This is a genomic window from Sedimentitalea sp., assembly GCF_039973035.1.
Classification (GTDB): Bacteria; Pseudomonadota; Alphaproteobacteria; order Rhodobacterales; family Rhodobacteraceae; genus Sedimentitalea.
This window is the reverse complement of record NZ_JBDWLR010000077.1, coordinates 25,051-51,438: the sequence shown is the minus strand read 5'-3', so window position 1 is coordinate 51,438 and position 26,388 is coordinate 25,051. Positions and strand designations below refer to the sequence as shown.

Below are 26,388 nucleotides of genomic sequence, written 5' to 3'. Positions count from 1 at the left end.
ATGACTGAACCTCTTCTTTCCGTGCGCGGCCTGACAATCGACATTCCTGTCGGTGGTGGCACGTTAAACGCGGTGCGCGGGATCGATTTTGACCTGAATCGGGGCGAAACCCTTTGTATCGTCGGCGAAAGCGGCTCTGGAAAATCGCTGACCTCGCTGGCGCTGATGGGGTTGCTGGGTGGCAAGATCGACCGGCGGGCAACACGGATGGATTTTGACGGCACCGATCTGGGCAGTGCCGGGCGGCGGACCATGCGCGCCCTGCGCGGCGACCGGATGGCGATGATCTTTCAGGAACCGATGACTTCGCTCAACCCCGCCTACACGATTGGCGACCAGCTCGCCGAGGCACTGCTGTTGCATCGCAACGTTGGCAAGGAACAGGCAAGGGCGCGTGCGGTCGAGCTGTTGGAAAAGGTCGGGATCACCGCCGCTGCCAGCCGTCTGTCGCAATACCCGCACCAACTGTCCGGAGGGTTGCGACAGCGGGTGATGATCGCCATGGCGCTGATGTGTGAGCCGGAACTGATCATTGCGGATGAGCCGACAACCGCGCTGGACGTCACCATACAGGCGCAGATCCTGCGGCTGCTGGTCGATCTGGGGCGCGAGATGAATATGGCGATGATCCTCATCACCCACGATCTGGGGGTCGTTGCCCGCGTCGCGGACAAGGTGGCGGTAATGTACGCGGGCGAATTGGTGGAAACCGGCAGCGCGACGCAAGTGTTCAATGCGCCCATGCACCCCTATACGCGCGGCCTGCTGCGCTGCATTCCGCAACCGGGCAAGACCGAACGCGGTGCGAAACTGGGGACCATTCCCGGCATCGTGCCAAGCCTTGTCGGAGGTATCACAGGCTGCCCGTTCCGAACCCGCTGTGATCAGGCGGTTGCCGCCTGTCGCGCCGACATTCCGCAACGCACGTTAGACGAGGCACACCTGTTCCGATGCGTGCACGAAAGTGGGTATCGCGGCGCAACGGAGGTTCCCGCATGAACGCCCCGGTACTGGAACTGCGTGGCGTGACCAAGACCTATAGCGTCAAGCAGGGTCTCTTTGGCAAACCCAAACCGCTGACGGCGGTCAATGACGTGTCGCTGACCTTGGGCCGGGGCGAGGTCTTGGGTTTGGTCGGGGAATCCGGCTGTGGAAAATCCACGCTCGCTAAGATTCTGCTGGGACTGGAGGCACCGACGACCGGCGAGGTTCTGGTCGATGGCGAGCGGATCGAGGCGACCGACCGGCGCAAGCTGGCCCGGCGCATCCAGCCGATCTTTCAGGATCCCTATTCCTCGCTGAACCCGCGCAAGAGCATTGAGGATATCGTGTCGCTGCCGCTGCGGGTGCACAATGTCGGCGACGCAAGTAGCCAGAAAAAGGCGGTGCGCGATATTCTGGATATCGTCGGCTTGCCCGCGCGCGTGATGCAGACCTATCCCAACCAGATGTCCGGCGGCCAACGACAGCGTGTCGCCATCGCGCGCGCCCTGATCATGAAGCCCGAGATCGTGATCTGTGACGAGCCGACCTCGGCGCTGGACGTGTCGGTACAGAGCCAGATTTTGAACCTGTTGGGCGATTTGCGTGATGAATTTGGGCTGACCTATCTGTTTATCAGTCACGATCTGGCGGTGGTCGAACATCTCGCGACGCGCGTTGCGGTGATGTATCTCGGGCGCATCGTCGAAGAGGCCAGCGTCGGTGGGCTGTTTGACACGCCGCGGCACCCCTATTCGCAGGCCTTGCTGACTTCGGTTCTGACGCCTGATCCGGGACAGGGTGTGCCGGACACGCATCTTGGGATGGAGTACCCGAACCCGATTGCACCGCCACCGGGCTGTCATTTCCATCCGCGTTGTCCGCGCGCGATGATGCAATGTACACAGACCGCGCCGCTGCCGGTGGCAACTGATGACGGCCATGTTGAATGCCATTTGTTCGATACCGAACGCGGCATGGACACTGGCGCCCCCCTGAAACCGGAGACCACCGCGTGATCCCTAACTTGTCGAACTGCCAGCAGATCACCAAGACCGTGATTGAAACTGAATATGGCGTTGTTGCCGCACAACATTCCCGCGCGGCGCGCATCGGTGCCGAAGTGCTTGCAGCAGGCGGCGATGCGGTTGATGCGGCGACGGCGGTGTCCTTTGCCATTGGTGTGGTTGAACCGTGGATGAGCGGCCCGGCAGGTGGCGGCGGCATGATGCTCTGGCGTGCGGACGAGGGCCGCGCCTATGCATTGAACTACGGGATGCGCTCGCCAAAAGGGCTGAACCCGGATGATTATCCGCTGTCCGGTGCCGGTGTCGCGGGCGATCTGTTTCCGTGGGAGCAAGTGGTCGACGACCGCAACGTGCAGGGCGCGACAGCGATTGCTGTGCCGGGTTTGGTTGATGGGGTCGGGCAGGCCCATGCGCGGTTCGGGCGGATGCCTTGGGGTGACCTGCTGCAACCCGCTATCAATCTTGCGCGCGAGGGGCTGCATGTAGATTGGTATGCCGCGCTCATCATTGCATCGGCCACTCGCGTATTAGCGGCGGATCCGGATGCCGCCGCGTTGTTTCTGGAAGACGGACAGTGGCCGACAATCGCCGGGTGGACCAGTCTGTCGGACAAACGCATCGACATGGACGGGATGGCTACATCGCTCGCAGAACTGGCGGAAAAGGGCGCGCGCGAACTTTACGACGGGGATCTGGGGGCGGCGATGGCTGCCGATGTTCAGGCCAAGGGCGGCAGCCTGTCCCACGCCGACCTGCGTGCCTATGAGGCGTCCTTTGTTGATCCGCTTTCGTTCTCGCACGGGACAGGGCGTTTCCATGTGTTGCCAGGACTGACTGCAGGGCCGACCTTTCGCGACGCGATCACCCGACTGGATAGGCCGGGCGGAGGCACCCCCGACGCGCGGGCCTATGCTGCCTATGCAAAGGCTCTGAATGCGGCCTACGCGGCGCGCCTGTCCGGCATGGGCGATGACGGCGAAGCGCCGCAAAGCCCCGGGAGCACGACACATTTCTCGGTCGTGGATCGGCATGGCAACATGGTTTCGCAGACCCAGACCCTGCTATCGATCTTTGGAAGCCGGGTGGTGTCGCCTTCGACCGGTTTCCTGATGAACAACGGCATCATGTGGTTTGACCCGGTACAGGGGCGGCCCAACTCGCTGGCCCCGGACAAGACCTGTTTGATGAATGTCTGCCCGATTCTTGGTGAAACAGATGACGGCACGCGTTTTGCATTCGGCGCTTCGGGCGGGCGCAAGATCGTTTCGGCGATGGTCCAGATGGCGTCTTTCGTGGCGTACCATGGCATGGATGTCGGGGCGGCGTTTCACCAGCCGCGCATCGACGTATCCGGAGGGCCAAAACTCGTCGCCGATGACAGCCTGCCAGACGATGTGATCGCCGCGCTTGCGGCTGAGCATGACGTCGTGACCACGCGGCGTACGGTGTTTCCCTATGCCTTTGCCTGTCCTGCCGGTGTCATGCGGCGCGCGGGCAAGAATTCCGGTTGTACCGAAATCATGTCGCCCTGGGGCGACGCCATAAATGAGGACCAGATATGAGCCGCGACAGCGCCATAGATCGCGTTTCCGATTATTTCGACACCGGTAAATTCCAATCTGAACTTGCGGAACTGGTCGCCTATCCGACCGAAAGCCAGAAGTCCGATAGTGGCCCGGAACTGTACCGATACCTGCAAGAGGCGATGCAGCCACGGTTGGAAACGGCCGGGTTTGCCTGCGAAATCTTTGACAACCCCGCACCAAATGGCGGGCCGCTCCTTGTTGGCGAGCGGATCGAGGGCGATGATCTGCCGACCATCCTGACCTATGGGCATGGCGACGTGATCCGTGCGCAGACGGACCAGTGGCGCGATGGCCTGCACCCTTTCGAGTTGGTGGCAGAGGGGTATCGGCTGTATGGCCGGGGTACGGCAGACAACAAGGGCCAGCATTTGATCAACATTGCGGCGCTGGAAACGGTGTTGGCCGAACGCGGTCGTCTTGGTTTCAACGTCAAGATCGTGATCGAGATGAGCGAGGAAACCGGTTCTGCCGGGCTTCCGGAGTTTTTCACGCTGCAACGCGAGCGGCTGTCTGCGGATGTGCTGATCGCGTCCGACGGCCCGCGCCTGCAACCGGACACGCCAACCATGTTCATGGGGTCGCGTGGTGGCGTCAGTTTCGATCTGTCGCTCGATTTGCGCGACGGTGCGCATCATTCGGGAAACTGGGGCGGGCTGCTCGCCGATCCGGCAATGATCCTTGCCCATGCGCTGGCGACGATCACCGACGTGCGTGGCCAGATCCAGATCAAGGAATGGCGGCCAACCAGCCTGACCGATGATATCCGCGCGGCACTGAAAGATTTGCCGGTTTCCGAAGGCGATGGGCCCGAGGTGAACGAGGATTGGGGCGAAGAAGGACTTACCCCCGCCGAACGCGCCTATGGCTGGAACAGCTTTGCCGTTCTGGCGATGACCTCGGGTGTGCCTGATGCCCCGGTCAACGCGATCTCATCCAGCGCACGGGCGACGTGCCAGTTGCGATATGTGGTCGGCACCGAGCCCGAGGATATCCTGCCCGCGCTGCGCCGTCATCTGGATCGCCACGGATATGAAGCGGTTAAGATCACACCCCATGATCGGGGTTTCTTTCGCGCCACGCGGCTTAACCCGGACCATCCATGGGTAGGGTATGTGCGCGACAGCCTGACCCGCACCGCAGGCAAATCTCCGCATGTGCTGCCCAACCTCGCCGGGTCGCTGCCCAACGACAGCTTTGCCGACATTCTCGGCCTGCCGACAGTTTGGGTTCCGCACAGTTATCGCGGCTGTTCACAACATGCACCCAACGAACATGTTCTGCGCCCACTCTGCCGAGATGCGTTGCGGGTTATGGCAGGCCTGTTCTGGGATATCGGCGAGGTGCCGACGCCTGGTTGAACCGGGTGACAGGCAGAACGCGCTGGCCGAATGAGGCGTCCCAACCTATGCTGGGATAAATAAAACCGTTCGAGTTTTGATCTTGGTAATGAGTAGTGGGACGCCGGGGGAAATGATTGAAAATCGACCTTGCGTGCGGACCCATTGGCGAAGGTTCTTTCGCATCCTAAAAGTCCCTGCATATTTGGGCAGGTCTCTTTCCCAGTATATCATCGCATCCCTGTGGCTTGTCAGTGCTGCGCAGCAGGTAGCCGCAGAAAATGACTGCAACGCACACCTATCTGCATTGAATTGGGCTCTGGTTGATGGGGCATACTACGAGCTCGGCTGGAATCGCTCGGGCGCGACCCTGTCAGGCTTGGCTTGTGATGAAACAACCCTCACGAACTGGTTTGAGACGAGCGGATGGAAATTGACCAAAGCGGTCGATCTGACGGGCGGTCGCTACGGCAGCGCCGCAGATGGATACCGTGCCGATAGGGGGCTGGTTTTTTGTCTGCCCCGCGCGTTGCTCATGCGATGGCGAACCGGCGGATGTTCTGCATCGGCAAGTGTATTGATGTTTGAAGGCGAGATAACCTGGGTCACGGCGGGACCCACCAAGTAAAAACATAACGAGGACGTGTTTCATGCCAATTTATATTGAGTCCAAAGGTATCCAGTTTGACGGAAACATTTTTGCCCGACACGAGTACCTTGTGTACGTTCCACCCGGCGAAGAGCTGAACTACGCGGCCTGGACCACAATAGGGGCCTATCCCACATCGCTCGCGAATACTGGTGCCGGATCGCTCTTGAATGCTGAATTCGTCAACGACCCGCTTTCCGTCAGCAAAGATGCCTGGCTGACCAGCAATTTCGACGATGATCTTGGAATGACAGTCGAGGAACTGGTGGCCGCCGGACATGGCGACGAAGCTGCGCAGGATCGCCGGCGCGAACTGGTGTTTTCCGGGTCCGAAGAAGGAGCCGTATGGGCGGCGCTTCAGACGGCGGCAAACGCCCGCGATGACATCTTTATCTACAAGACCGTCGATATTCCCGGTGGTGACCTTTTCTGGGGGCCAACGGTCAATTCCAACTCGTTCGTGACCTCGATCCTGCGCAGTGTTTCAGAATCCGGTTATGATATTCTTGCCTTTGAAACCGCGCTGAACGAGCCGGGGAATCAAACCTGGATCGGCACTGCAAACGCCGATGCCATGAATGCCAGCACCGTTTTTGCCGCCGGAGATCAGGTGCACGCGCTCTATGGTGGTGAGGGTGCTGATAACCTTACAAATGCGTCCGGCAGCCACGATGTCGTCATCGTCGCGGGCGATGATTATGACAGGGACGTTGTTCTGGGCGGGACAGGCGACGACACGATCGCCGGCTACTATAACCAGAACGATCTGAGCCGGTCAGACAGCCTGTCTGGCGGTGGCGGAGATGACGTTTTCATCGTTGTCGATCCGTCGATCACGCTGGCAGGTGGCATTCCGGACCTTGATGCGGCCCGCGACGCTGCCGGTGGGGATTTCACCCATGACGGAACGGTCGTGGGCAGCGGCGGCCTGATCGATGGTGGCGACGGTTTCGACATCCTTGATTACCGTTACATCACCGGCCCGGTGCACCTGCTGCTGGACGGTAACCTCATCCAGAATGTCGAGCGGATCAATCTGACACAGTTTGAGAGCGACTATGTCGAGGTTGCGGCGCTTCAGGATGGGTTGGATGTATTGGTTCATGGGGGCTTTTTCGGCACCAACGTGTTTTCGATTGCCGAGTCCGCCGAAAGCATTTTCATCGCTCAGGAGTTCACCTCGACCCGGTCCTACCGGCTCGAAGATACTGGTGGCACCGGCCGAATGGTCTTGCAGAATTTCGAAGTCTATGAGTTGACTGAATTCGATGACGAGGCGTCCTATCATCTGATTGACGAGTCGGGGCAGGACCTCAAGAATATCCGGCTGTCGTCCTACAGTGCCGAGGGGGATGATACGATCACCGGCTCTGCCGCGCACGACGATCTGCATGGCGGCATCGGGAATGACACCATTAATGGCGGCGACGGAGCCGACTATCTTTACGACAACGGTGCCAGCGAACGGTTCAAGGAAGGCGAGGATTTTGAGGCCTATCTGAACCGGTTGTTGGCCTATGATACCGATGGCGACGACATGATCGAGGGCGGCGCCGGGTCAGATGTGTTCCTGCATTCAGGTGGCACCGACGTGTTCGAGGGCGGTGCCGGGCATGACACCTATCTGACAATCGGCGAGGTTCATGGCACCTATGATCAGCAGGACAATCTGACCATCGTTCTCTCCGAAGATGCCGGCGACAGCGAAACCTGGTTTGGCAATGACCTGATCATCGGCGACGGGCGCGGTGTTGATCTGGTGCGGTTTGAGGGTATCAATTCCAGCGAAGTCACGATTTCCTACCAGTACGAAGAGATCTTTCTGGGCAGCCAGGTGGTGGATTTCGATCCGTTCTTTTGGTGGACATTCGATTTTGAGCCGCAGACGGTGGATCACTACCAGACCGTTGGCTCCTACGAAATCCGGGTCAATGCGACCGGCTCCAGTATCGTCATCGAGAATGTGATCGGGTATCATACGCGCGGCGACAATCCGTCGGGGCTGGTTCAGATCGAAGCCTCGATGGCCGTCCCTTTCACAGTTCAGTTTGATGACGGGTACATGAGCTGGCCGGACAATGTGTTGGACGGGTCCAACGCGAATTACACGTTCGAGAACTCGGAACTGGGCGAAAATGCCTTTGCGGCGCGCGATGCTTTGCAGGAAGAGCGCGCGGTTCCGGAAACGCAGATTGATGGCGATGAGACCGACGAAGAACTGTATGGCTATAACAGTTCTGACCGTTTCAACGGTGGCGGCGGCGATGACGTTATTTATGCAGGTGGCGGCGACGATGAAATCGCTGGCGGCACTGGCGGCGATACCATGGATGGCGGGGCTGGCACTGACACGGCCAGCTATGCCGGCGCGACAGAGCGCGTGGGCATTCGGCTGCGCGATACCAGCTTTCAGAGCGGTGAGGCGTCAGGCGATGTACTGATCAACATCGAAAACCTGCGCGGATCTGATTTTGACGATTATCTGGGCGGGGATGACCAGCGAAACTTTATCTACGGTGGGGCGGGCAACGACCGGATTTACGGCTTTGGCGGCATCGACGAAATGCACGGCGAGGACGGGGATGATGAGCTTACCACATCCTATTGGCATGATGACCGGCTGTATGGCGGGGCCGGGAACGACGAGCTGAATGGCAGCAGCGGTGATGACTTTTTATACGGCGGCGCGGGCGATGACCGGCTGATCGCAGGATTTCAGGTCAACATCTATGGTGATCTGACTCCTGGTAATGATCTGTTCGATGGCGGGGATGGAAACGACACGGCGGAATTCTGGTGGTCGGATGACATTATGGTTGATCTGGGTGCTGGTCAGGCCGTCTATCAATCGCTGGGTGAAACGATCACGCTGATCAGCATCGAGAACGCGATAGGATCGCGTGCGAATGACCTCTTGGTGGGGAGCGACGCCGACAATCTTCTGGTTGGCGATGGCGGCGACGACACGCTTGTCGGTGGCGTGGGGAATGACACGCTGGTTGGCGATACCGAAAGTGGGTATTCCGACAACGTCGAGAACAATTTCCTCTACGGTGGCGTCGGCATCGACACCGCGCGTATTTCCGGTGACAGCACAAGTGCTGGCTATGCCTTTGTCGAGGGCGGAATCGCGATCACCACGGGCAACACCGTCGATACGGTTTATGACGATGTCGAATTCATCCAGTTCAACGATGTAACACTGACCTACGCCGAGGTCGCCGGGCCGCTGATCACCGAATTCGCCGTCATCGACGATTTCATCCGGGTTGCCGAGGCCGCCACTGTCACAATCGACCTGCTTGCCAATGATCTCGAGTATCAAGGCAACCCCATCAGCCTTGTCAGTATTGCGGGGCAGGCGGTCACACCCGGCCTCGTGGTGCGTCTTGCGTCCGGCGCAACGCTCACGGTTGAGGCGGATGGGAGCCTGACGCTGGATCAGGGTGGTGCCTATGCCTGGCTGGATGCCGGTGCATCGGCAAGCGAAACACTTGCCTATACCGCAACAGACGCCAGTGGTGTCATCAGGACTGGCACCGCAACGCTGATCATCGACGGCACCGATACCGCAACCGACCAGATCCATCTGGATCGCAATGCCTATGTCACCGAGACCGACGCCAACAATGCCGACGCGCTGCGTATCGGCAATTTTGACGTCGCGAAAACCGTATTGATCGTTGATGAGAAATACATCGATCCGAATGATGTGCCCGCTGGCGTGACCGTCGAAGAAATCAACGGTGATACCTTTGTCACCTATGGTGGCGATGACGCGGTCATCCTGAACGATGTTTCGCTGGAAACATGGCAATATGCCGCCGGACAGCAGACGCTTGGCTCTTCTTCGGGCGAAACGATCAACGGAACCGATGGCGTTGACGTCATTCAGGCGGGCGCCGGAAACGACACCGTAAATGCGGCCGCGGGCGATGATGTGGTCGTCGGCGGGGACGGTGATGACCGGCTCGAATTCTCAGATGGCGACAATATCGCCCTTGGCGGCGCGGGAGAGGACAGGATCATCGGCAATGGCTATGCTGCGAACCTGTTTTATGGCGGCGCGGACGATGACACTCTCTATGGTGCAGAACTTGGCGACACGCTGCATGGCGGGTCGGGCGATGACGTTCTGTTCGGGCGCGAAGGCGACGACATGCTCTATGGCGGGGCCGGTGATGACGATTTCTATGGCGGTGACGGCATCGACTTTTTCGATGGTGGTGACGGTTTTGACAGGCTCGAGCTTCAGAATGAATACCCGACAAGCTATAGTCCGGGGCTGATCGTTGACATGGCCAAGGGTTATTTTGGCTGGAAAGACAATTCCTACGGTATCGAGCGGTTCGAGAATATCGAATACGTGGTTGGTGGAAACGGCGACGATCTGATGCTGGGCAACGATCAGGACAACCGTCTGGATGGTGTGTCTGGTGACGACATTTCCTATGGCGGCGCGGGCAATGACACGTTGACCGACGGATACGGCAATAACGAATTCTACGGTGAGGCCGGCGACGACTATATCTACAGCTCAAGCACCGGTGACGATCTTTACGACGGTGGCGACGGGGACGACATCCTGGTCACACGCGGGGGGCAGGACACGTTCTTGGGCGGTGCTGGCAGCGACACGGTTCGGATCGGTTTCAGCATGGCTGCAACGGTCTTTGACTTCGTGAATGAAGAGATGCGCTTTGCCGGGCTTACGCTGACCATGCAGGGCATCGAAAATGCCGAGGGCGGTCGAAACAACGATACCTTCCTTGGCGACGGAGCGGCCAATTCCTTTCTTGGCGATGACGGCAACGATCTGCTGCAGGGCAATGGCGGCAATGACATCCTGAACGGCGAGGATGGCGACGATACCCACGAAGGCGGCGCAGGCGATGACATTCTGATCGGCAACCTTGGGCTTGATTCTTTTGACGGTGGCGATGGTGTCGATACGCTTGATTTCTCTTATCTAACGCAAGACGCGACCTACGATCTCGGGGCTGGCACAGTCACCTTTTCGGCGGGCGGTTCGGAGACCGCGATCAACCTCGAAAACGTCATCGGGGGTACGGGGCGTGATCAGATCACCGGCACATTGGCAGACAATATGCTGGATGGGCGCGCAGGGGATGATGTTTATACAACCGGAGCCGGTCATGATCTCGTTCGGATCGCATCAGGAACCGGTGCCGATGTTGTGACCGATTTCGACATCCACGCGGATCAGGTTGAAATCGATGGTGTGATTATCGAGCCGAACCAGACTTATGCGGGCGTTACAATTTCACAGACCGGCGCAGACTTGCTTATCGCATTCGGAAGCGGTGACAGTCTGACTCTGACCGGTGTTGACCTTGCTGAATGGCGAGCCGTGGGGCCGGACGGGATTGTGACCGGGACCAGTGGCGATGATGTGATCAACACCTCCTTTGTCGATGCTGGCGGTGACAGCATCAACGACAGCGGGCAGATCATCGAAGGTCTGGCGGGCGATGACAGGTTCTATGACGGGGCAGGTGACGACACCGTGTCCGGAGGCGCAGGCCGCGACCGCTTTTATGCAGGCGAGGGCGCGGACAGTTACGATGGCGGCTCAAACAATCTTGATGAAGTCTATTTCACGCGTTCGTCGGTCGGCCTTACGGTGGATTTGTCGGACACAGGCAACAACACTGGCATTGCGGCGGGCGACAGCTATTCCGGCATTGAGCGCCTGCAGGGGTCCAATCACGATGACGTTCTTGTTTCGGGTGGCGCGACCGTCACACTGAATGGGCGGTCAGGCGACGACGATTTCACCGACGATGCCGGCAGGGACAATTTCCGGGGCGGCGATGGGGCGGATACCTATCGGTTTGTCGCAGGTGACGGTGCGCAGGACCGCGTCTTTGATTTCCAGATTGGCGCAGACCATATTGATCTCAGCGCCTGGGGCGTGACTGATTTCAACGACCTGACGATCACCGAGGCAACGAACAGTTCAGGCAGCCTATTGGGCCGTCTGGTTGTCAGGTTCGGGTCCGAGAGTATTCGGCTGGATGGGCTGGAGACGGCGGACATTCCAAACCTTGATGCGACACATTTCACCGTTGCGCCAGACAGCGGCGATGGCGTCGTGAGCGGCACGGACGGCAACGACACGATCAAAGGGTCCTATTTCGACGCGGATGGCGACTATATCAACGGCCAGGGTCAGCTGATCCAGGGGTTGGATGGTGACGACCGCATCTATGACGGGGCCGGGAACGACACGGTTGAGGGCGGCGCGGGTCGCGATCGCTTTTTTGCTGGTGATGGGGCCGACAGCTATGACGGTGGCGATTCAAGCAATGACGAGGTGTTCTATTACCTGTCATCTTCCGGGCTAACGGTTGATGCCTCTGATACGGTTAACAGCACCGGCATCGCGGCGGGCGACAGCTATGTCAGCGTCGAACGGCTTCAGGGGTCGAATTTTGATGACATCCTGATAACAGGTGGGTCCGTGAGAGTCCTGAACGGACGCGCGGGTGACGACCAGTTCACCGACGATAGGGGCAAGGACCTGTTCGATGGGGGCAGTGGTGCGGACACTTTCCGGTTCATTTCTGGCGATGGGCAACAGGACCGGATCCTTGATTTCGAACTGGGTATCGACCTGATCGACATCAGCGACTGGGGTGCAACAGCGGTTGCCGACCTGACCTTCAGCGAACGTCTGAATGGGTCCGGCACGCCGCAAGGTGATCTGACCATTGATTATGGCAGCGAAAGCCTGCGGGTCGACGGTTTCAACGCGGCTCAGATCGCCAGCTTTGACGAAAACCAGTTCGTCTTTGCCTGATCGTTGAACGGCATCTAGACCAATATGCGACGAGCGCGCTGGGTCAGGCGTTCGTCGCAATCATTTTCAGTTGGTCGCGAAGCAATAGAAGAGGCCGTCACCTCCGGTTCCCTGAAGCGCTTCCATGCTGCATCCGCGTGACGGGTGTGCAGAGTTCCATGCGGTCGGGTGGTCGCCGCCGCCTGTGCGGTCATGGTGGCCGACCATGGCCGAGCCTTCGCCGCTTGAGGTCCAGTCGTCGCAGGCGTTGCCTTCGAGCATTCCATCAAGGTTTGACCCGGTCAGAATGTCGTGGCGGTTCGGGTTGTCTCCTCGCCCGTTGATGACGTCACCGGACTCGGAGATCGAGGTTTCCTTGGTGACGTTGTTGTTTTCGCTGTGCAGATCGTCAACGTTTACGGCCACAACGACACCATTGGCATTTGCCCAGGGTCCGGCTCCGATCCGGTTGCGGGCATTTTCGGCGCTGGATGACAGATATGCCGCCCAGGTTTTTCCGGATACCCCGGCGGCTTCGGCGAGCGAGGTGCAATAGGCATCCGCGCCTTCCAGTCCACCCAGATCAGCTCCGTTTCCCGGATTTGCGCTGGTGATGAAAAAGCTCATACCGGCATCTTGGGCCTGCGCGACGGACGCGCCTGTCAGGGACAGCGCTATGGCGAGTATTGCTCTGATCGTCATTGGACTTTTCCTTTTGCTGATGGGTGGAACTTGGTTCACGGTCTTGGCGGGCGGGATGTCGATGCTGATCCCATCGTGTCTTGGCTCCTACGGTCACGCAAGCGAAGCGGTCTGTTCCGAGAGGCCCACCGAAAGTGAGATGCGGCCTTCGTTGATCATCCATCTTCGCAAGGTATAGCTGCGCGCGCCGGCAACGTGCATCGGGTCTGCGTCAGCGAGGGCGCGTGCGTCTTCGAAGGATGCGGCGCGATAGATGATCAATCCCATCCCCTGCATCTGTGTGCCGGTTTCGTCGGACATCGGGCCAGCAAAGGCGAGCGACCCCTCACGTTCCAGCGTGTTCTGATACGCCAGATGATCCGGCAGGTTTTCCTTGATCGCTTCCGGCGCTGCTGCGGGCGTGCTGATCACGACAAAGAGTTCAAACGCAAGCGAGCCACGGGCCTGTGCCTCTGCCTTGTAGGTGTTCCATGAGGGCATATGGGTGATCCTCGATGATATGGTCAATAATATCGATTTTATTTGACACAATCACCTAATATCGCCAAATATGCAATGACCCAATCAGGAGATACACATGCGGTTCATCGTTGGTAAAACAGAAGAGACAACCTCTGTCTTTTTGATACGGGACAACGATGCCTATGATTTGACTGCGAATATACCCGAAGTTGGAAACGATCTCTCCGGCCTGGCCGCAGATCCTGCCCTTCGGAAAAAAGTTGCTGCGGCGACCGACCTGGGTGCGGTTGTTCCTCTCGGCAACATCATTCCGGCGCTTCCGCTGGCGCGACCGGGCAGCATCATTTGCCTTGGCCTCAACTATGTCGAGCACATCAAGGAAGGCGGCTATGACATTCCGGACTATCCGGCTTTGTTCATGCGGGGGCCAAATTCAATCATGCCTGCCGGTGCGCCGCTTGTGCGCCCGATCTGTTCGGAAAAGCTGGACTATGAGGCGGAATTGATGCTGATCATCGGCAAAGGCGGGCGCCATATCTCCGAGGCGGACGCACTGGATCACGTGTTCGGTTATACGGTCTTTAACGACGGTTCTGTTCGGGACTACCAGCGCAAGACCCATCAGTGGACGCCGGGCAAGAACTTTGACAATACTGGGGCGGTCGGGCCTGTTGTCGTGACCCCCGATGAACTGCCCGAGGGGGCAAAGGGGTTGAAGATCGAGAGCCGCATCGGCAGCGAAATCCTTCAGAGCTCCAACACGGGCAACATGATCTGGTCGGTGGCGCAGACCATCGCAACCATTTCCGAATACACGACGCTGGAATCCGGCGACATGATTGCAATGGGAACGCCTCCTGGTGTCGGACATGCCAAGAAACCGAACCCACGCTGGTTGAAGCCGGGTGAAACGGTCGACATCGAAATCGAGCAGATCGGGATTTGTTCAAGCCCAATTTTGGACGAAGCCGAGATTTCCGAAAGGCAAGCGGCAGAATGATGGCGGACGGAACCATCGATATCCAACGTGCAGATGCACAGCAGCGGGTGCGCGCGCTTCGCGAGCGTGTCGGGTCTCTGGATGACGAGGCAATCGATCTGATCCTGCGCGATGCACGGTCCCACTATGCCTGGACGGACCGCCCGGTCAGCGACGAAATGCTGCGAACTCTGTATGACATTGTCATCAATGGTCCGACCAGCATGAATACCTGCCCCGCGCGGTTCGTCTTTGTGCGCAGCGAGACGGCCAAGACCCGGTTGGCCAAGGCGATGAAGCCTGCGAATGTCGCCAAGATGATGGGTGCGCCGGTCACGGCCATCGTCGCGTGGGACCCAGAGTATTGGAAACGGCTGGATCTCCTGTTTCCCCATGATGACCGCAAGCCGCTGTTTGACGGCAAACCTGACTATGCGCATGATACGGCGTTCCGAAATTCCACCCTGCAGGGCGCTTACCTGATGATCGGTGCGCGCGCGATGGGGCTGGATGTTGGCGCGATGTCGGGTTTTGCCAACGCGGTGGTCGACAAGGAGTTCTTTGCCGAGAGCGGTTGGAAATCGAACTTTCTTTGCAATCTTGGGTATGCGGATGAAACCGCGCTCTTTCAGAAACTGCCCCGCTTTGCATTTGAAGACATTTGCGAGGTTCTGTGAGGTCAAATGGCGATCAGACAAAAGACCACGATCAAGATCAGGATGTCGGGCAAAGGCACCAGCCACGCGCGATCCGAGGCTTTGGTGAGGGATCTGTCCCATGTTATTGACGAACCTCTCGAACGTGGCGGTACAAACGAGGCGTTTTCGCCCACCGAAACCGCCTTTGCCGCGCTTATCGGGTGTACCAACGTGATCGGCCATAAATGTGCCGACAAGCTGGGCGTCGATATCGGGCATCTGACATTTGACATGGTGGTCGATTTCGATCGTCGGGGAGTGCTGTTGATGCAGGAGGTCGAGGTTCCGTTTGAGGCGATCGAACTGACCGTGACATCAGACGGACCGGCGAAAATCGAAGACCTTGAACGGGTCGGGGTCGAGACTGCGAAATACTGCCCGATTGCCAAACTTTATGAAAATTCGGGAACAAAACTGATGGTCAACTGGCAAAAGAACTGACCGCGCGAAACAACATAAACGGGAGGAACACATGACATTCTGGACGAGACGAATGACGCTCGGCGCGGTAATGGCCACCCTGACAGCCATGCCGGCCTTTGCAACCGAGACCATCAAGGCCGTGGTTATCGATGGCTATCCGGCACGTGCGCTGTGGGTGCAGGAATTTACCAACTTTTTCATCCCCGAAGTCGACAAGCGGCTGGCAGAAACCGGCAACTATGTCATGGACTGGCAGGAAAGCTATGGCGGCACGATCGTAAAGCCCAAAGGTGTGCTTGAGGGGATAGAACTGGGCTTGGGTGATATCGGAATCGTGACGACGATCTTTCATTCCTCCAAGCTTCCAAGTCAGGCAATCGCGGCCGTGACGCCCTTTGTTGCACCGGATTCACGCGCCGTGGCCAAGGCGGTAGATGAAATCGCCAAGGAATTCCCGGCGATGCAAAAGGAGTTCCTCAAACAGAACCAAGTCTATCTTGCGACGGGGGTGGTGCTGGATACCTATCAGGTGTTCAGCAAGGCGCCGATTTCCGGGCTTGCGGATCTTGAAGGCGCAAAGGTTGCCGGTGCGGGCATGAACCTGCGCTATATCGAAGGTATTGACGGTGCTGCAGGTGTGCGCGGTGGTTTGACCGATTTCTACAACATGCTGCAAACCGGGTTGGTGGATCATGCGATGTTGTGGCCCGAAGCGGCGGCGACTTTCAAGATTGCCGAAGTCGCACCCTATATGCTCAATGCCGATTTTGGCGCGGTGAATTCGAAGACTGTGACTGTCAACAAGGACTATTGGGATGGTTTGCCCGAAGAGGTGCAAGCGGTCCTGCAGGATGTCGCGGTCGATTATCGCGATCATGTCGCCGCGCTGACAATGGACAAGGCAGCGGAAAGCCTTGCCGCATTTGAAGCCGCGGGCGGTACTGTTGTGGAATTGTCTGCGGCGGATCGCAAGGCCTGGGCTGACGCAATGCCGGATATTGCGATGGAATGGGCGCAAGGACTGGATTCAGCTGGTGAAGACGGCACCGGAATGTTGAATGCCTACCTCGGGAAACTTGCGGATGCAGGATACACCGGGGTCCGCGATTGGTCGGCGGGGTTGGCCAACTAAGACACCACTCACCAAAGGCGAAGGGGCCGTGTGATGGCAAACGTTTTTCATACCTGGATCGCCGCGCTCACGCGCGTGGTCAGGACGGTATCAACCACTGCAAATGTCGTCGGAACGCTTGTCGTTCTGGGCCTGGTGGTGATCGTGAATTACGATGTTGTTGCACGCGGCCTCTTCAACCAGCCGTTTCGCGGTGCGGTAGAGGTGGTGCAGTTCTCGATGGTTCTGATCGTCTTTCTGCAGTTGCCGGATGTCGTGCGGGTTGATCGATTGACGCGATCCGATGGCCTGCTGTTTGTGATCGGTGACAAATACCCACGCGTAGCCGCCGCCATGCGCCGGGCAATTAACACCGGGTCCGCCATCATCATGGCGCTGATCGCGATTGCGATCTTTCCCGAGTTTACAGACATGTGGGAGACCAAGGATTTCTTTGGCATCCCCGGCGTGTTTACCGCGCCGTGGTGGCCCATCAAGCTGACCATCCTGTGCAGTGCCACGCTCTGTGCCCTGATCTTTATGCTCAAGGTCTTGTCCCGCGATGGATCGGACAAATCCGCATGACGCCTACTGAAATCGGCTGTCTGTCGGTCCTGGCCATCATCCTGTCGATCTATATCGGCGTTTACATTCCGATTGCGCTCATCAGCGTGTCGTTCGTCTCCATCTGGTTGATGCGTGACAATTTTGAGCTTGCGATGAATCTGCTCAAGATTGCGGTGGGCGACAGCGTGATGGAATACACCTTTGCCACGGTGCCGCTGTTCACCTTCATGGGGCTGATCGTGTCCAAGGCAGGGTTGGGCACCGATATCTATGACGTGATGAGCACCGGTTTTCGTAGGGTCAAAGGCGGCATCGGGATGGCAACTGTGGGCGCAAATGCGGCCTTTGCGGCGGTTACGGGGTCATCAATCGCTTCGGCGTCGGTGTTTTCCAAGGTGTCGGTGCCGCAAATGCTCCATTACGGCCACAACCCGCGATTTGCGGTTGGCGTGGTCGCGGGATCGTCGGTGCTGGGCATGATCATCCCGCCATCCGCGATGTTGATCATCTATTCCTTCGTCGCCGAGCAATCAGTTGGCGAGATGTTTCTAGCCGGTGTCATTCCCGGCCTGATGCTGGCCGTTGCCTATGTCGCTGCGATCTGGGCTATGGGGCGCTTTACCCCTAGTTTCATTGGTGGGCGCCCGGCTGAGGATTTCGAGCGGATGCCGTGGGGCATGATTGCGGGCAAGACATTGCCGACCGTTGGCCTGATTACCATCGTACTGGGCGGCATCTATACCGGCTGGCTGACACCCGTCGAGGCCGGCGCGGCGGGGGCGCTGGCCGGCTTGGTCATTGCGGCGCTGCGGGGCAAGATGACCCTGCGCGGATTTTGGGAAGCGTTGCTGGAAACCGGCCATATCACCGCGACCATTCTGTTTCTGGTCACAGCGGCTTCAATCTACAGCCGGATGTTGGGGCTGGCCGGGTTGCCAAACGAACTTGCGGATATTCTTGCCGGCAATCAGGCCAGTTTCTGGACCATCATGATCCTCTATGTGATCCTGATGCTGTTTCTGGGTACGCTGCTGGACACGGCGTCGATCATTCTGATCGTGGTTCCGCTGTTTCTGCCGCTTGTCGAACCAATGGGGTTGAGCCTTGTTTGGTTCGGTATCATCACAGTCGTCGGCGCCGAAATTGGATTGCTGACGCCGCCCTTGGGCATTTCGTGTTTTGTGATCAAGGCGACGCTGGATGACGACCGCATTTCGCTCAAGGACGTGTTCATGGGCGCGCTACCGTTTGCCGGTGTCATGCTGGTCGTGCTGATCCTGCTGATCGAGTTCCCGATCCTGAGCCTTGCCCTGCTGAACTGAGGAGATCGCCATGAGAAATGTGACCAAGGACAACATCACCGACGTGTTCATGGGCTATATGGGCGAAGACACCAACCCGCGCCTGCGAGAGGTGATGCAAAGCCTTGTCACGCATCTGCACGCCTTTGCAAAAGAGGTGAACCTGACCCACGCGGAATGGCAGATGGGGGTCGAATTCCTCGAACGCTCCGGCGCGATGTGTGACGCAGAGCGACACGAATTTGTCCTGCTGTCCGACGTGCTGGGCCTGTCATCACTTGTGGACATGATCAATTTCAAGCCCGGCGGCACGTCTTCCAGCGTTTTGGGCCCGTTTCACATCTCCGGGGCGCCGCCTTTGCCGATCGGGGGGGATTTGCGCGGTGATCTCGACGCGCCGGTACTGCTGGCGCAAGGCATCGTCAAAGACACCGACGGTCAGCCGATTGCCGGGGCCACAGTCGACATCTGGCAAACCGCGCCCAATGGACTCTATTCCAGTCAGGATCCGGAACAAGGCACCTATTCCTTTCACGGGATCCAGACGACGGGTGCCGATGGGCGGTATGCCTTTACCAGCGTAAAGCCTGTTGAATACGAAGTTCCCACTGACGGGCCGATCGGCGAGTTCTTTGAGGCCTGCGGTCGCCATGCATGGCGACCGTCGCATCTCCACTTTATCGTCAAGGCAGATGGCTTCCGACCCTTGGTGACCGAGGTGTTTCCCGACGATGATGCTTATCTGGATCAAGACACGGTGTTCGGCGTCCGCGAAGATTTGGTAATGTCCTACTGGCACATGCCAGCGGGGACGTTCCCTGACGGCTTTGCGCTTTCTGGCAGCGTAGATGGGCCATATTTGCAGGTCGATTTCGATTTGACGCTGGTTGAGGCATAGCCTTGCCACCTCAACACCACGTCAAAACGATCTAGGGCAGTTCTGCGGCCGCAATCGCATCGGCCAGAAACGCGCCTGTCTTGCGATAGTGCGAAAGAAGCTGAGCTGTCGCGCTCTCTGCGTCTCCGGAGATTGCAGCTCGCATGATCGCTTCGTGCTCGGAGGACACATCGCGCTTGGTATAGTTTAACGCACTGCCAGCCAGATATCGGTAGCGGATGTTCAGATCATACAGCTGCGAGCAGAATTTCATCAGGATCGGCGCGTCGCATTGCATGAGAAGCGCCATGTGAAATGCCTTGTGCAAGGCCTCGAACGTAGGATCGTTACTTTGCTTGGCACGGGTCATGCGGTGGTGGCAGAGAACGACGTATTCTTCCCATTGTTCGTTGCGATTTGCGATGCTCTTGCGCAACGCTCGGTCTTCAAGATCACAGCGCAGTTCGAGTATTTCTTCAAAGTTGCTCTGACTGGTGGGGGCAACTCGAAATCCGCGTTGATCGAGCCGTTCCACCAGATTGTCTGAGGTCAACAGGCTCAACGCCTCGCGGATTGGCGAAGCCCCGGTGCTCAGGCGTGCGCGCAGACCCTCGATTTTCAGTTTTTCACCTGGCTTTAGTGCACCTGTAACGATCAGGTTCTGGATGGCGAGATATGTCCGGTGCGTCGCCGATGTTTCGGATGCCGGTCGATCGGTCGCAATGATGGTCGAAGGGGACTGCATGCGTCCATAATATCGATTTTCTGGGCGGTTCAAAGCACTAAAGATGCAAGACTTGCTGCGTCACCGAATTGTTTGTTGGGTGGGGCTAACCGCTTCTGGAACGAGGTGATGGACCTCAGAACAGACCCGCTGCGCCTGAACTTTCTGGCGCGTGTCACACTGGATGCGGCGCAGGATACCTTCTTGAATTTCGAGAAATCGCGCATCCGGTCATCTGACGATGTAGTGTTGGTCAGAAAATCCGTCGAAGCGGTTTGCGCTCCGCATCTCAACAACGTCGACGTGGTCATGAATTTTGACGACCTCAGAAGAAACGATGAGGTTGCCGCCGCGTAGGCCACGATGGGTTCCGATTTGCAGGAGCGGTATTAACTGGAAGTATCACGCTATGCAGGTTCGGCCTTCATGCGCATGAAACTGAGCAAGGTCTTTCCCGAGAGCCGCATCCGTAATTATGAATCCGAAGAACAAGCCAATCGATACCTAGTCAGCAAGAAAGCAATCCAATGAAGATGCTCCGCCTCGACCATGTGAATGTCAGAACCACCAAACTGGATGAGATGGTGGGTTTTTATGAACAGATACTGGGCCTGACCACAGGCGCGAGGCCGGACTTTCCGTTTCCGGGTGCGTGGATCTATATCGGGGAACATCCGGTCATCCATCTTGTCGGAGTGGCAAAAGAATGCGCTTCGATAGAATCCAAGATTGAGCATTTCGCGATTCAGGCAGCGGGGCTTGCGGAATTGCTCGAAAGGTTGAAGGCGGCGGATATCCGTCATTCGGTTGATCAGGTGCCTGGCATGCCAATCGTTCAGGTGAATTTGGAAGACGTCGATGGCAACCATATTCATATCGATTTTCATACCGATGAGATGAGCGCCTCTGATTAACGAGACTGCGGCAAATCCCTGCGATACGCAGCCATTAGCGCCTAGTACGTAGTTCGCAGCCAGTACCCGATGCGCCGCAATAGGTTTGACCTCCGGATCGAGGCCGCGACATCATTGACAACGCCGGGACGAGTCGCAACTCTGGTGGCAAGTCGCGCCGCGCCCATTCTCTCCTTGCGTGCATGGCTCACCCAAATGTCAAAAGGAGGCGATCGTTGCGCGTTGCAGTTGCGAGTTTTGAGTATGAGGGCAACAGCCTTTCGCTTCGTGTTGAGCGGCGCGAAGATTTCGAGCGCAAGGGATTGTTGAAAGGCGATGCGATACTGGCGCACGTCAAAGGCAAGGAAACCGCGTTGTCTGGCGGAATCGGGGTTCTGGAGGAAGCGGGCTTTGACCCTATACCGACATTGGCTGCCAAAGGTGGGGCCGGTGGCCATGTCGAGGAAACGTTCTTTCAGGAGACGCTGGCAGACATTGCCGAACGCGTAAAGGAAGCCTTGCCACTGGATGGCGTTTTTCTGGCACTGCATGGCGCCATGATCTGCGGCGAAGAAAAAGACCCCGAAGGCGCGATTTTGACGCAGGTTCGCGAGATCGTGGGCCCTGATGTCCCCATTGCTGCAAGTCTTGACCTGCATGCGCACGTCACGGACCGAATGGTTGAAATGGCGGATATTCTCGTGGGGTACGAAACCTATCCGCATGTCGATGCGCTCGAGACGGGGCGCAATGCAGCCAAATTGTTGGTGCAGACCCTGCGAGGTGAGATCACTCCGGTCGTTAAGCTGCGCAAATACAACGCCATCGTGCCGGTGTTGGGCGGGGCAACGCTGGGCGATGCGCCCATGGCCGAAGTCGCGGCACGGGCGCGGGCGATGGAAGCAGACGGCCGGGCGCTGAGCCTCAGCTATTTTCCGGTTCAGCCGTGGCTGGACATGGCGGACGTGGGGATAACCGGCGTCGCTGTGACCGATGGCGATGTTGCAGGGGCGAGCGCTGCCGCGCAGGAGATTCTTGATGAAATGTGGCAGCGGCGGCGCGCGTTCGAACTTGACGCGCTGACGGCGGATGAAGCCGTGCCCGTGGCTTTGGAAATGGATGCAAAAACAGTTCTGTTGATTGATGCGCCCGACAGCATCGGTGGCGGGGCTGCCGGCGATTCTCCGACATTGCTTGCGGCAATCCTGAAACACGCACCCGATGTGCCGTCCGCGATCAGCATCTATGACCCGCATGCCGCGAAGCGGGCCTTTGATCTCGGCGAGGGAGCGGAGGCAGAGTTCAGCATCGGCGCATGGCTTGACACGCGTTGGGTGCCGCCGGTCAAGGTGACGGCGACGGTCCAGAGCCTGCATGACGGGCGCTTTGTGTATCGCGGTGGCCCGATTGGAAACACCGAAGTCTCGCTGGGACCTTCGGCGGTGCTTCGTGTTGGCGGCTTGCAATTGCTGGTCGCGAGCCACGCGCTGTACGAACATATGGACGAACATTATGCCGCCTGCGGGATCGACATTTCCGGCTGTCGTCTGGTTTCGTTCAAGAATCTGATGAATTTCCGCAAACTGCTGTCGGATGATGTGGATTTTATCGCATTGCATGGCCCCGGAGGCACGCCGCTCCGGTTGCAGGATATTGCATGGGAGAACCGCAAGCGCCCCAATTGGCCTGCTGACGATATGGAGACACCGCAACTGCTCTAGAAACGACAAGAAAGCGCGGCAAAGCCGCCAGCCACTTCAGAGAGGACATGCCACTATGAAACGCCGTACACTTTTGGGGGCCGCCGCAGCGACCCCATTCCTGTCGCTTCCCGCGCTTGGTCAATCGGGTGAAACGAAGGTACTGAAATATGTACCGGCGTCGAACCTGACGGTCCTTGACCCGATTTTCACCCCTGCGGCGGTTTCGGTGACGCATGGGTACTGTGTGTTCGACACGCTTTATGGTGTCGACGCCAACCAGACGCCGCGGCCACAGATGGCAGAAGGGCACACGGTGTCCGATGACGGGCTGGAGTGGCGGATTACGCTTCGCGACGGGCTGAAATTCCACGACGGCGAACCGGTGCGCGCGCAGGATTGCGCAGCAAGCCTTGCTCGCTGGGCACAGCGCGATCCTTTTGGTCAGGCCCTGAATGCGGCGACCGAGTCGTTTGGCCACGCGGATGACAAGACCATCGTGATAAAGCTGACCCGCCCCTTTGGCCCGCTGCTGAATGCGATTGGCAAGCCGCATTCACGCCCGGCCATGATGATGCCGGAACGGCTCGCAAAGACCGATCCGCAAACTCAGATCACCGAGATGGTCGGATCTGGCCCCTATCGGTTTCTGGCGGATGAATACGTCTCGGGTGACCGGGTGGTCTATGAAAAGTTCGCAGATTACGCTCCGCGCGAGGGCGCGGCGGAATGGACGTCGGGTGGCAAGCAGGTCAATTTTGACCGGCTGGAATGGCAGATCATCCCGGACGCCGCCACCGCAATTGCCGCGATTCAGGCGGGCGAGGTTGACTGGCTGGGCGCGGTCCTGACCGACCTGCAACCGATCCTCGAAGTGCATCCGGATGTGAACCTTCATCGCACTGACCCCTATGGCATCATGCATGTCATTCGGTTCAACCACCTGATTGCGCCGTTTGACAACGTCGAGCTGCGGCGGGTGGTGATGCAGGCGGTCGATCAGGTGCCGTTCCTGCAGTCCGTCGCCGCGAACGAGGCGGACCGCGAAGAATGTCTGGCGCTCTTTCCTTGTGGAACGCCGAATGTCGAGCAATTGGGCGAAGGCATCATCGGCAGTCTTGATATCGAGGCCGCAAAACAGGCCGTGATCGAGGCCGGGTACAAGGGCGAGCCGGTGGTCATTCTCAACCCGACAGACATCGCGTCGATCCACCCGCATGGTCTGTTGGCCGCCGATCTTCTGAGCAAAATCGGGTTTAACGTCGATCTGGTCGAGACCGATTGGGGCACCGTGGTGCAACGCCGCGTATCCAAGGAGACGGTCGAAAATGGGGGTTGGAATCTGGCCGCGACGAACTGGCCTGCAATCTCGATCAACAACCCGGCAACCAACGCGACGACACGCGGTCTGGGCGATTCCGGCTGGTGGGGCTGGTATGAGGATGCCGAGATGGAGCAGCTCGTCGTCGACTGGCTGGCGGCGGCTGACGAAGAGGCGGCGGCCAAGCTTTACCTTGACGTCCAGCAACGGGCGATCGACATGGTGCCGACACTGCCGCTGGGACTGTCCTATCGATCCGGTGCCGTGCGCGCAAACTTGCAAGGTGCACTGCAAGGGTCGGTCGACATGTTCTGGAATATCCGTCGATCGTGACCCGATTTGATAAACTGCAGCGTGGCCCCCGTGGCCGCGCACGGAAGGCATAGCACCGATGGCCAGCTACATCCTTCGCCGCATCCTCGCGACCATACCGGTGGTGCTGTTCGTGATGTTGTTTGTCTTCAGTCTGCTTTACATCACACCCGGCGATCCGGCGGCGATCCTGGCGGGCGATCAGGCCACGCAGGCAGAGATCGAGGCGATCCGCACTGATCTTGGTCTGGATCGCAGCTTTCCAGTGCGCTTTGTCGAATGGTCCACCGGCGTGATGCAGGGTGATTTTGGAACATCCATATTCACCCAACTGCCGGTCTCAAAAATGATCCTGCAGAGGGTCGAGCCGACATTGTCGTTGATGGTCGTGACCATGATTATCGCCATCGTGGTGGCCGTGCCATTGGGTGTTCTGGCGGCATGGAAACATGGCAGTATCCTTGATCGGGTGATCATGCTTTTTGCGGTGCTTGGGTTCTCGGTACCGGTGTTTGTGATCGGTTATGTGCTTGCCTGGACGCTTGCCCTGCAACTGGGTTGGCTGCCGGTGCAAGGCTATACGCCCTTCGCAGACGGGCTCTGGCCATGGCTGCGCAGCCTGCTGCTGCCTTCAATCACGCTCGCCACTTTTTACATTGCCATCATCGCGCGGATCACCCGTGCAACCATGTTGGAAATCATGCAGCAGGATTACATTCGCACCGCGCGGGGCAAGGGCGTGTCTGAAAGCGCGGTCCTGTTTGTGCATGCGCTCCGCAATGCCTCGGTGCCGATTGTGACGGTCGTCGGGATCGGCATAGCGCTGGTCATCAGTGGCGCGGTCGTGATCGAGAGCGTTTTTGCGCTGCCCGGTCTGGGGCGGCTGACGGTGGATTCGATCCTGCGACGTGACTATCCGGTGATACAGGCGGTGATCCTGATCTTCAGCTTTGTCTATGTCGTCATAAACCTGCTGATCGACCTGAGTTACACCGTTATCGACCCGAGGATCAGATATTGACCGATCTGCCCCACGAGACTGAAAAGTTCCCGGCGGCGCGCGTCATGCCCGCGATCCTTTCGGCACCAAAGCGACATTCAGGTGTGATCCGGTCGCTGCGCCGTCACCCCACGATGTGGCTGGGGGGTGCGCTGTTGGTGCTGGTCGTGCTGGTGGCAGTTTTTGCGCCCCTGATTGCGACGACTGATCCGGCGGCACTGAACCCGGCGTTGCGGGTGCGTGCGCCATCAGCCGAAGCGTTTTTCGGCACCGATATGCTCGGTCGGGATATCTTCTCGCGTTGCGTCTATGGTGCGAGGGTATCGCTGATCGTCGGGCTTGGCGTTGCGGTTCTGGCCTCTGCCGTCGGTATGGTGATCGGGCTGATCGCCGGCTTCACGCGTTGGGCCGACGGGGTGATCATGCGGGTCATGGACGGGATGATGTCGATCCCTGCGATCCTGTTGGCTATTGCCCTGATGACGCTGATGCGAGGCGGATCGGTATTCAATGTCATCCTTGCCATCACGCTGGCCGAAATTCCACGCGTTGCCCGGTTGACCCGCTCGGCGGTTCTGTCGGTGCGCGAACTGGCCTATGTCGAGGCGGCAGTAGCCTGCGGTACGTCAAAATTCGGGATCATCCGTCAGCATATCCTGCCTAACACCATTGCGCCCATCACGGTTCAGGCGACTTATATCTGCGCCTCGGCGATGATAACCGAGGCGATCCTGTCGTTCATTGGTGCGGGGCTGCCAACGTCCATCCCATCATGGGGAAACATCATGGCCGAAGGGCGGGCCCTTTGGCAGGTCAAACCGAACATCGTGTTCTTTCCGGCGATTTTCCTCTCGCTCACCGTGCTTGCTGTCAATTTGTTGGGCGACGGTTTGCGGGATGCCGTTGATCCGCGTTTGGCAAAGCGGATTTAATGG

At 58.4% G+C, this 26,388-nt stretch carries 21 protein-coding genes; 18 read left to right on the top strand and 3 right to left on the bottom strand.

All coding sequences use genetic code 11. From position 1 onward, the window contains the following. The 5 genes from ABJO75_RS18255 to ABJO75_RS18235 all read left to right on the top strand — a co-directional run bounded on the left by ABJO75_RS18255 (nt 1) and on the right by ABJO75_RS18235 (nt 12,404). Nucleotides 1-999, top strand: a complete 999-nt coding sequence (locus ABJO75_RS18255; RefSeq protein ID WP_348133470.1) for an ABC transporter ATP-binding protein — start codon at nt 1-3, stop codon at nt 997-999. Beyond that, nucleotides 996-2,000 (top strand): oligopeptide/dipeptide ABC transporter ATP-binding protein, encoded by a 1,005-nt coding sequence (locus ABJO75_RS18250; protein WP_348133473.1) that lies wholly within the window; start codon nt 996-998, stop codon nt 1,998-2,000. The genes ABJO75_RS18255 and ABJO75_RS18250 overlap by 4 nt, the downstream gene beginning before the upstream one ends. Continuing rightward, nucleotides 2,000-3,571 (top strand): gamma-glutamyltransferase, encoded by a 1,572-nt coding sequence (locus tag ABJO75_RS18245; protein ID WP_348133969.1) that lies wholly within the window; start codon nt 2,000-2,002, stop codon nt 3,569-3,571. The genes ABJO75_RS18250 and ABJO75_RS18245 overlap by 1 nt, the downstream gene beginning before the upstream one ends. Beyond that, nucleotides 3,568-4,953, top strand: a complete 1,386-nt coding sequence (locus ABJO75_RS18240; RefSeq protein ID WP_348133476.1) for a M20 family metallopeptidase — start codon at nt 3,568-3,570, stop codon at nt 4,951-4,953. Before ABJO75_RS18245 ends, ABJO75_RS18240 begins: the two co-directional genes overlap by 4 nt. Nucleotides 4,954-5,582: 629 nt before the next feature. Then, nucleotides 5,583-12,404: a M10 family metallopeptidase C-terminal domain-containing protein gene (locus tag ABJO75_RS18235; RefSeq protein ID WP_348133479.1), complete on the top strand. Its 6,822-nt coding sequence runs from the start codon at nt 5,583-5,585 to the stop codon at nt 12,402-12,404. A gap of 66 nt (nt 12,405-12,470) precedes the next feature. Here ABJO75_RS18235 and ABJO75_RS18230 read toward each other — a convergent pair whose 3' ends face one another. Together ABJO75_RS18230 and ABJO75_RS18225 are read right to left on the bottom strand one after the other, a co-directional pair. Continuing rightward, nucleotides 12,471-13,085: a hypothetical protein gene (locus tag ABJO75_RS18230; RefSeq protein ID WP_348133481.1), complete on the bottom strand. Its 615-nt coding sequence runs from the start codon at nt 13,083-13,085 to the stop codon at nt 12,471-12,473. A 93-nt stretch (nt 13,086-13,178) separates the two neighbouring features. Next, nucleotides 13,179-13,565, bottom strand: a complete 387-nt coding sequence (locus tag ABJO75_RS18225; protein WP_348133483.1) for a YciI family protein — start codon at nt 13,563-13,565, stop codon at nt 13,179-13,181. A 97-nt stretch (nt 13,566-13,662) separates the two neighbouring features. Between ABJO75_RS18225 and ABJO75_RS18220 the strand changes: the two genes are divergently transcribed. The 7 genes from ABJO75_RS18220 to ABJO75_RS18190 are packed head-to-tail and all read left to right on the top strand — an operon-like array spanning nt 13,663 to nt 19,524. Continuing rightward, entirely contained in the window at nt 13,663-14,547 is an 885-nt protein-coding gene (locus ABJO75_RS18220) for a fumarylacetoacetate hydrolase family protein (protein ID WP_348133486.1), read from the top strand. After that, nucleotides 14,544-15,203 carry a malonic semialdehyde reductase gene (locus tag ABJO75_RS18215; RefSeq protein ID WP_348133489.1) on the top strand — a complete coding sequence of 220 codons (660 nt, stop codon included), beginning with the start codon at nt 14,544-14,546 and terminating at the stop codon, nt 15,201-15,203. The genes ABJO75_RS18220 and ABJO75_RS18215 overlap by 4 nt, the downstream gene beginning before the upstream one ends. A gap of 6 nt (nt 15,204-15,209) precedes the next feature. Further along, nucleotides 15,210-15,665: an OsmC family protein gene (locus ABJO75_RS18210; protein ID WP_348133491.1), complete on the top strand. Its 456-nt coding sequence runs from the start codon at nt 15,210-15,212 to the stop codon at nt 15,663-15,665. A gap of 31 nt (nt 15,666-15,696) precedes the next feature. Next, the gene (locus ABJO75_RS18205) at nt 15,697-16,779 is read left to right on the top strand and encodes a C4-dicarboxylate TRAP transporter substrate-binding protein (protein ID WP_348133494.1); all 1,083 of its coding nucleotides are present in this window, start codon (nt 15,697-15,699) and stop codon (nt 16,777-16,779) included. Between the two features lie 33 nt (nt 16,780-16,812). Continuing rightward, nucleotides 16,813-17,343, top strand: coding sequence for a TRAP transporter small permease subunit (locus ABJO75_RS18200; RefSeq protein WP_348133497.1), 531 nt, complete (start codon nt 16,813-16,815; stop codon nt 17,341-17,343). Next, the gene (locus tag ABJO75_RS18195) at nt 17,340-18,647 is read left to right on the top strand and encodes a TRAP transporter large permease (protein WP_348133500.1); all 1,308 of its coding nucleotides are present in this window, start codon (nt 17,340-17,342) and stop codon (nt 18,645-18,647) included. Before ABJO75_RS18200 ends, ABJO75_RS18195 begins: the two co-directional genes overlap by 4 nt. Nucleotides 18,648-18,657: 10 nt before the next feature. Then, nucleotides 18,658-19,524 (top strand): dioxygenase, encoded by an 867-nt coding sequence (locus tag ABJO75_RS18190; RefSeq protein WP_348133502.1) that lies wholly within the window; start codon nt 18,658-18,660, stop codon nt 19,522-19,524. Nucleotides 19,525-19,555: 31 nt separating this feature from the next. Here ABJO75_RS18190 and ABJO75_RS18185 read toward each other — a convergent pair whose 3' ends face one another. Further along, complete coding sequence (locus ABJO75_RS18185; RefSeq protein ID WP_348133504.1) at nt 19,556-20,248, bottom strand: GntR family transcriptional regulator; 693 nt, start codon at nt 20,246-20,248, stop codon at nt 19,556-19,558. Between the two features lie 108 nt (nt 20,249-20,356). Here ABJO75_RS18185 and ABJO75_RS18180 point away from each other — a divergent pair, with 108 nt between their 5' ends. From ABJO75_RS18180 to ABJO75_RS18155, 6 genes are all read left to right on the top strand, one after another. Continuing rightward, complete coding sequence (locus ABJO75_RS18180) at nt 20,357-20,584, top strand: hypothetical protein (RefSeq protein WP_348133507.1); 228 nt, start codon at nt 20,357-20,359, stop codon at nt 20,582-20,584. Nucleotides 20,585-20,754: 170 nt separating this feature from the next. Next, nucleotides 20,755-21,141, top strand: a complete 387-nt coding sequence (locus tag ABJO75_RS18175) for a VOC family protein (RefSeq protein ID WP_348133509.1) — start codon at nt 20,755-20,757, stop codon at nt 21,139-21,141. A 215-nt stretch (nt 21,142-21,356) separates the two neighbouring features. Beyond that, on the top strand, nt 21,357-22,841 hold the full coding sequence (locus ABJO75_RS18170) for a M81 family metallopeptidase (RefSeq protein ID WP_348133512.1): 1,485 nt from the start codon (nt 21,357-21,359) through the stop codon (nt 22,839-22,841). 55 nt (nt 22,842-22,896) lie between these two features. After that, a complete protein-coding gene (locus ABJO75_RS18165; protein ID WP_348133514.1) occupies nt 22,897-24,474 on the top strand; it encodes an ABC transporter substrate-binding protein in 1,578 nt (525 codons plus the stop codon). A gap of 58 nt (nt 24,475-24,532) precedes the next feature. Beyond that, on the top strand, nt 24,533-25,474 hold the full coding sequence (locus tag ABJO75_RS18160) for an ABC transporter permease (protein ID WP_348133516.1): 942 nt from the start codon (nt 24,533-24,535) through the stop codon (nt 25,472-25,474). Continuing rightward, on the top strand, nt 25,471-26,385 hold the full coding sequence (locus ABJO75_RS18155; RefSeq protein WP_348133519.1) for an ABC transporter permease: 915 nt from the start codon (nt 25,471-25,473) through the stop codon (nt 26,383-26,385). The genes ABJO75_RS18160 and ABJO75_RS18155 overlap by 4 nt, the downstream gene beginning before the upstream one ends. Nucleotides 26,386-26,388 lie beyond the last annotated feature (3 nt).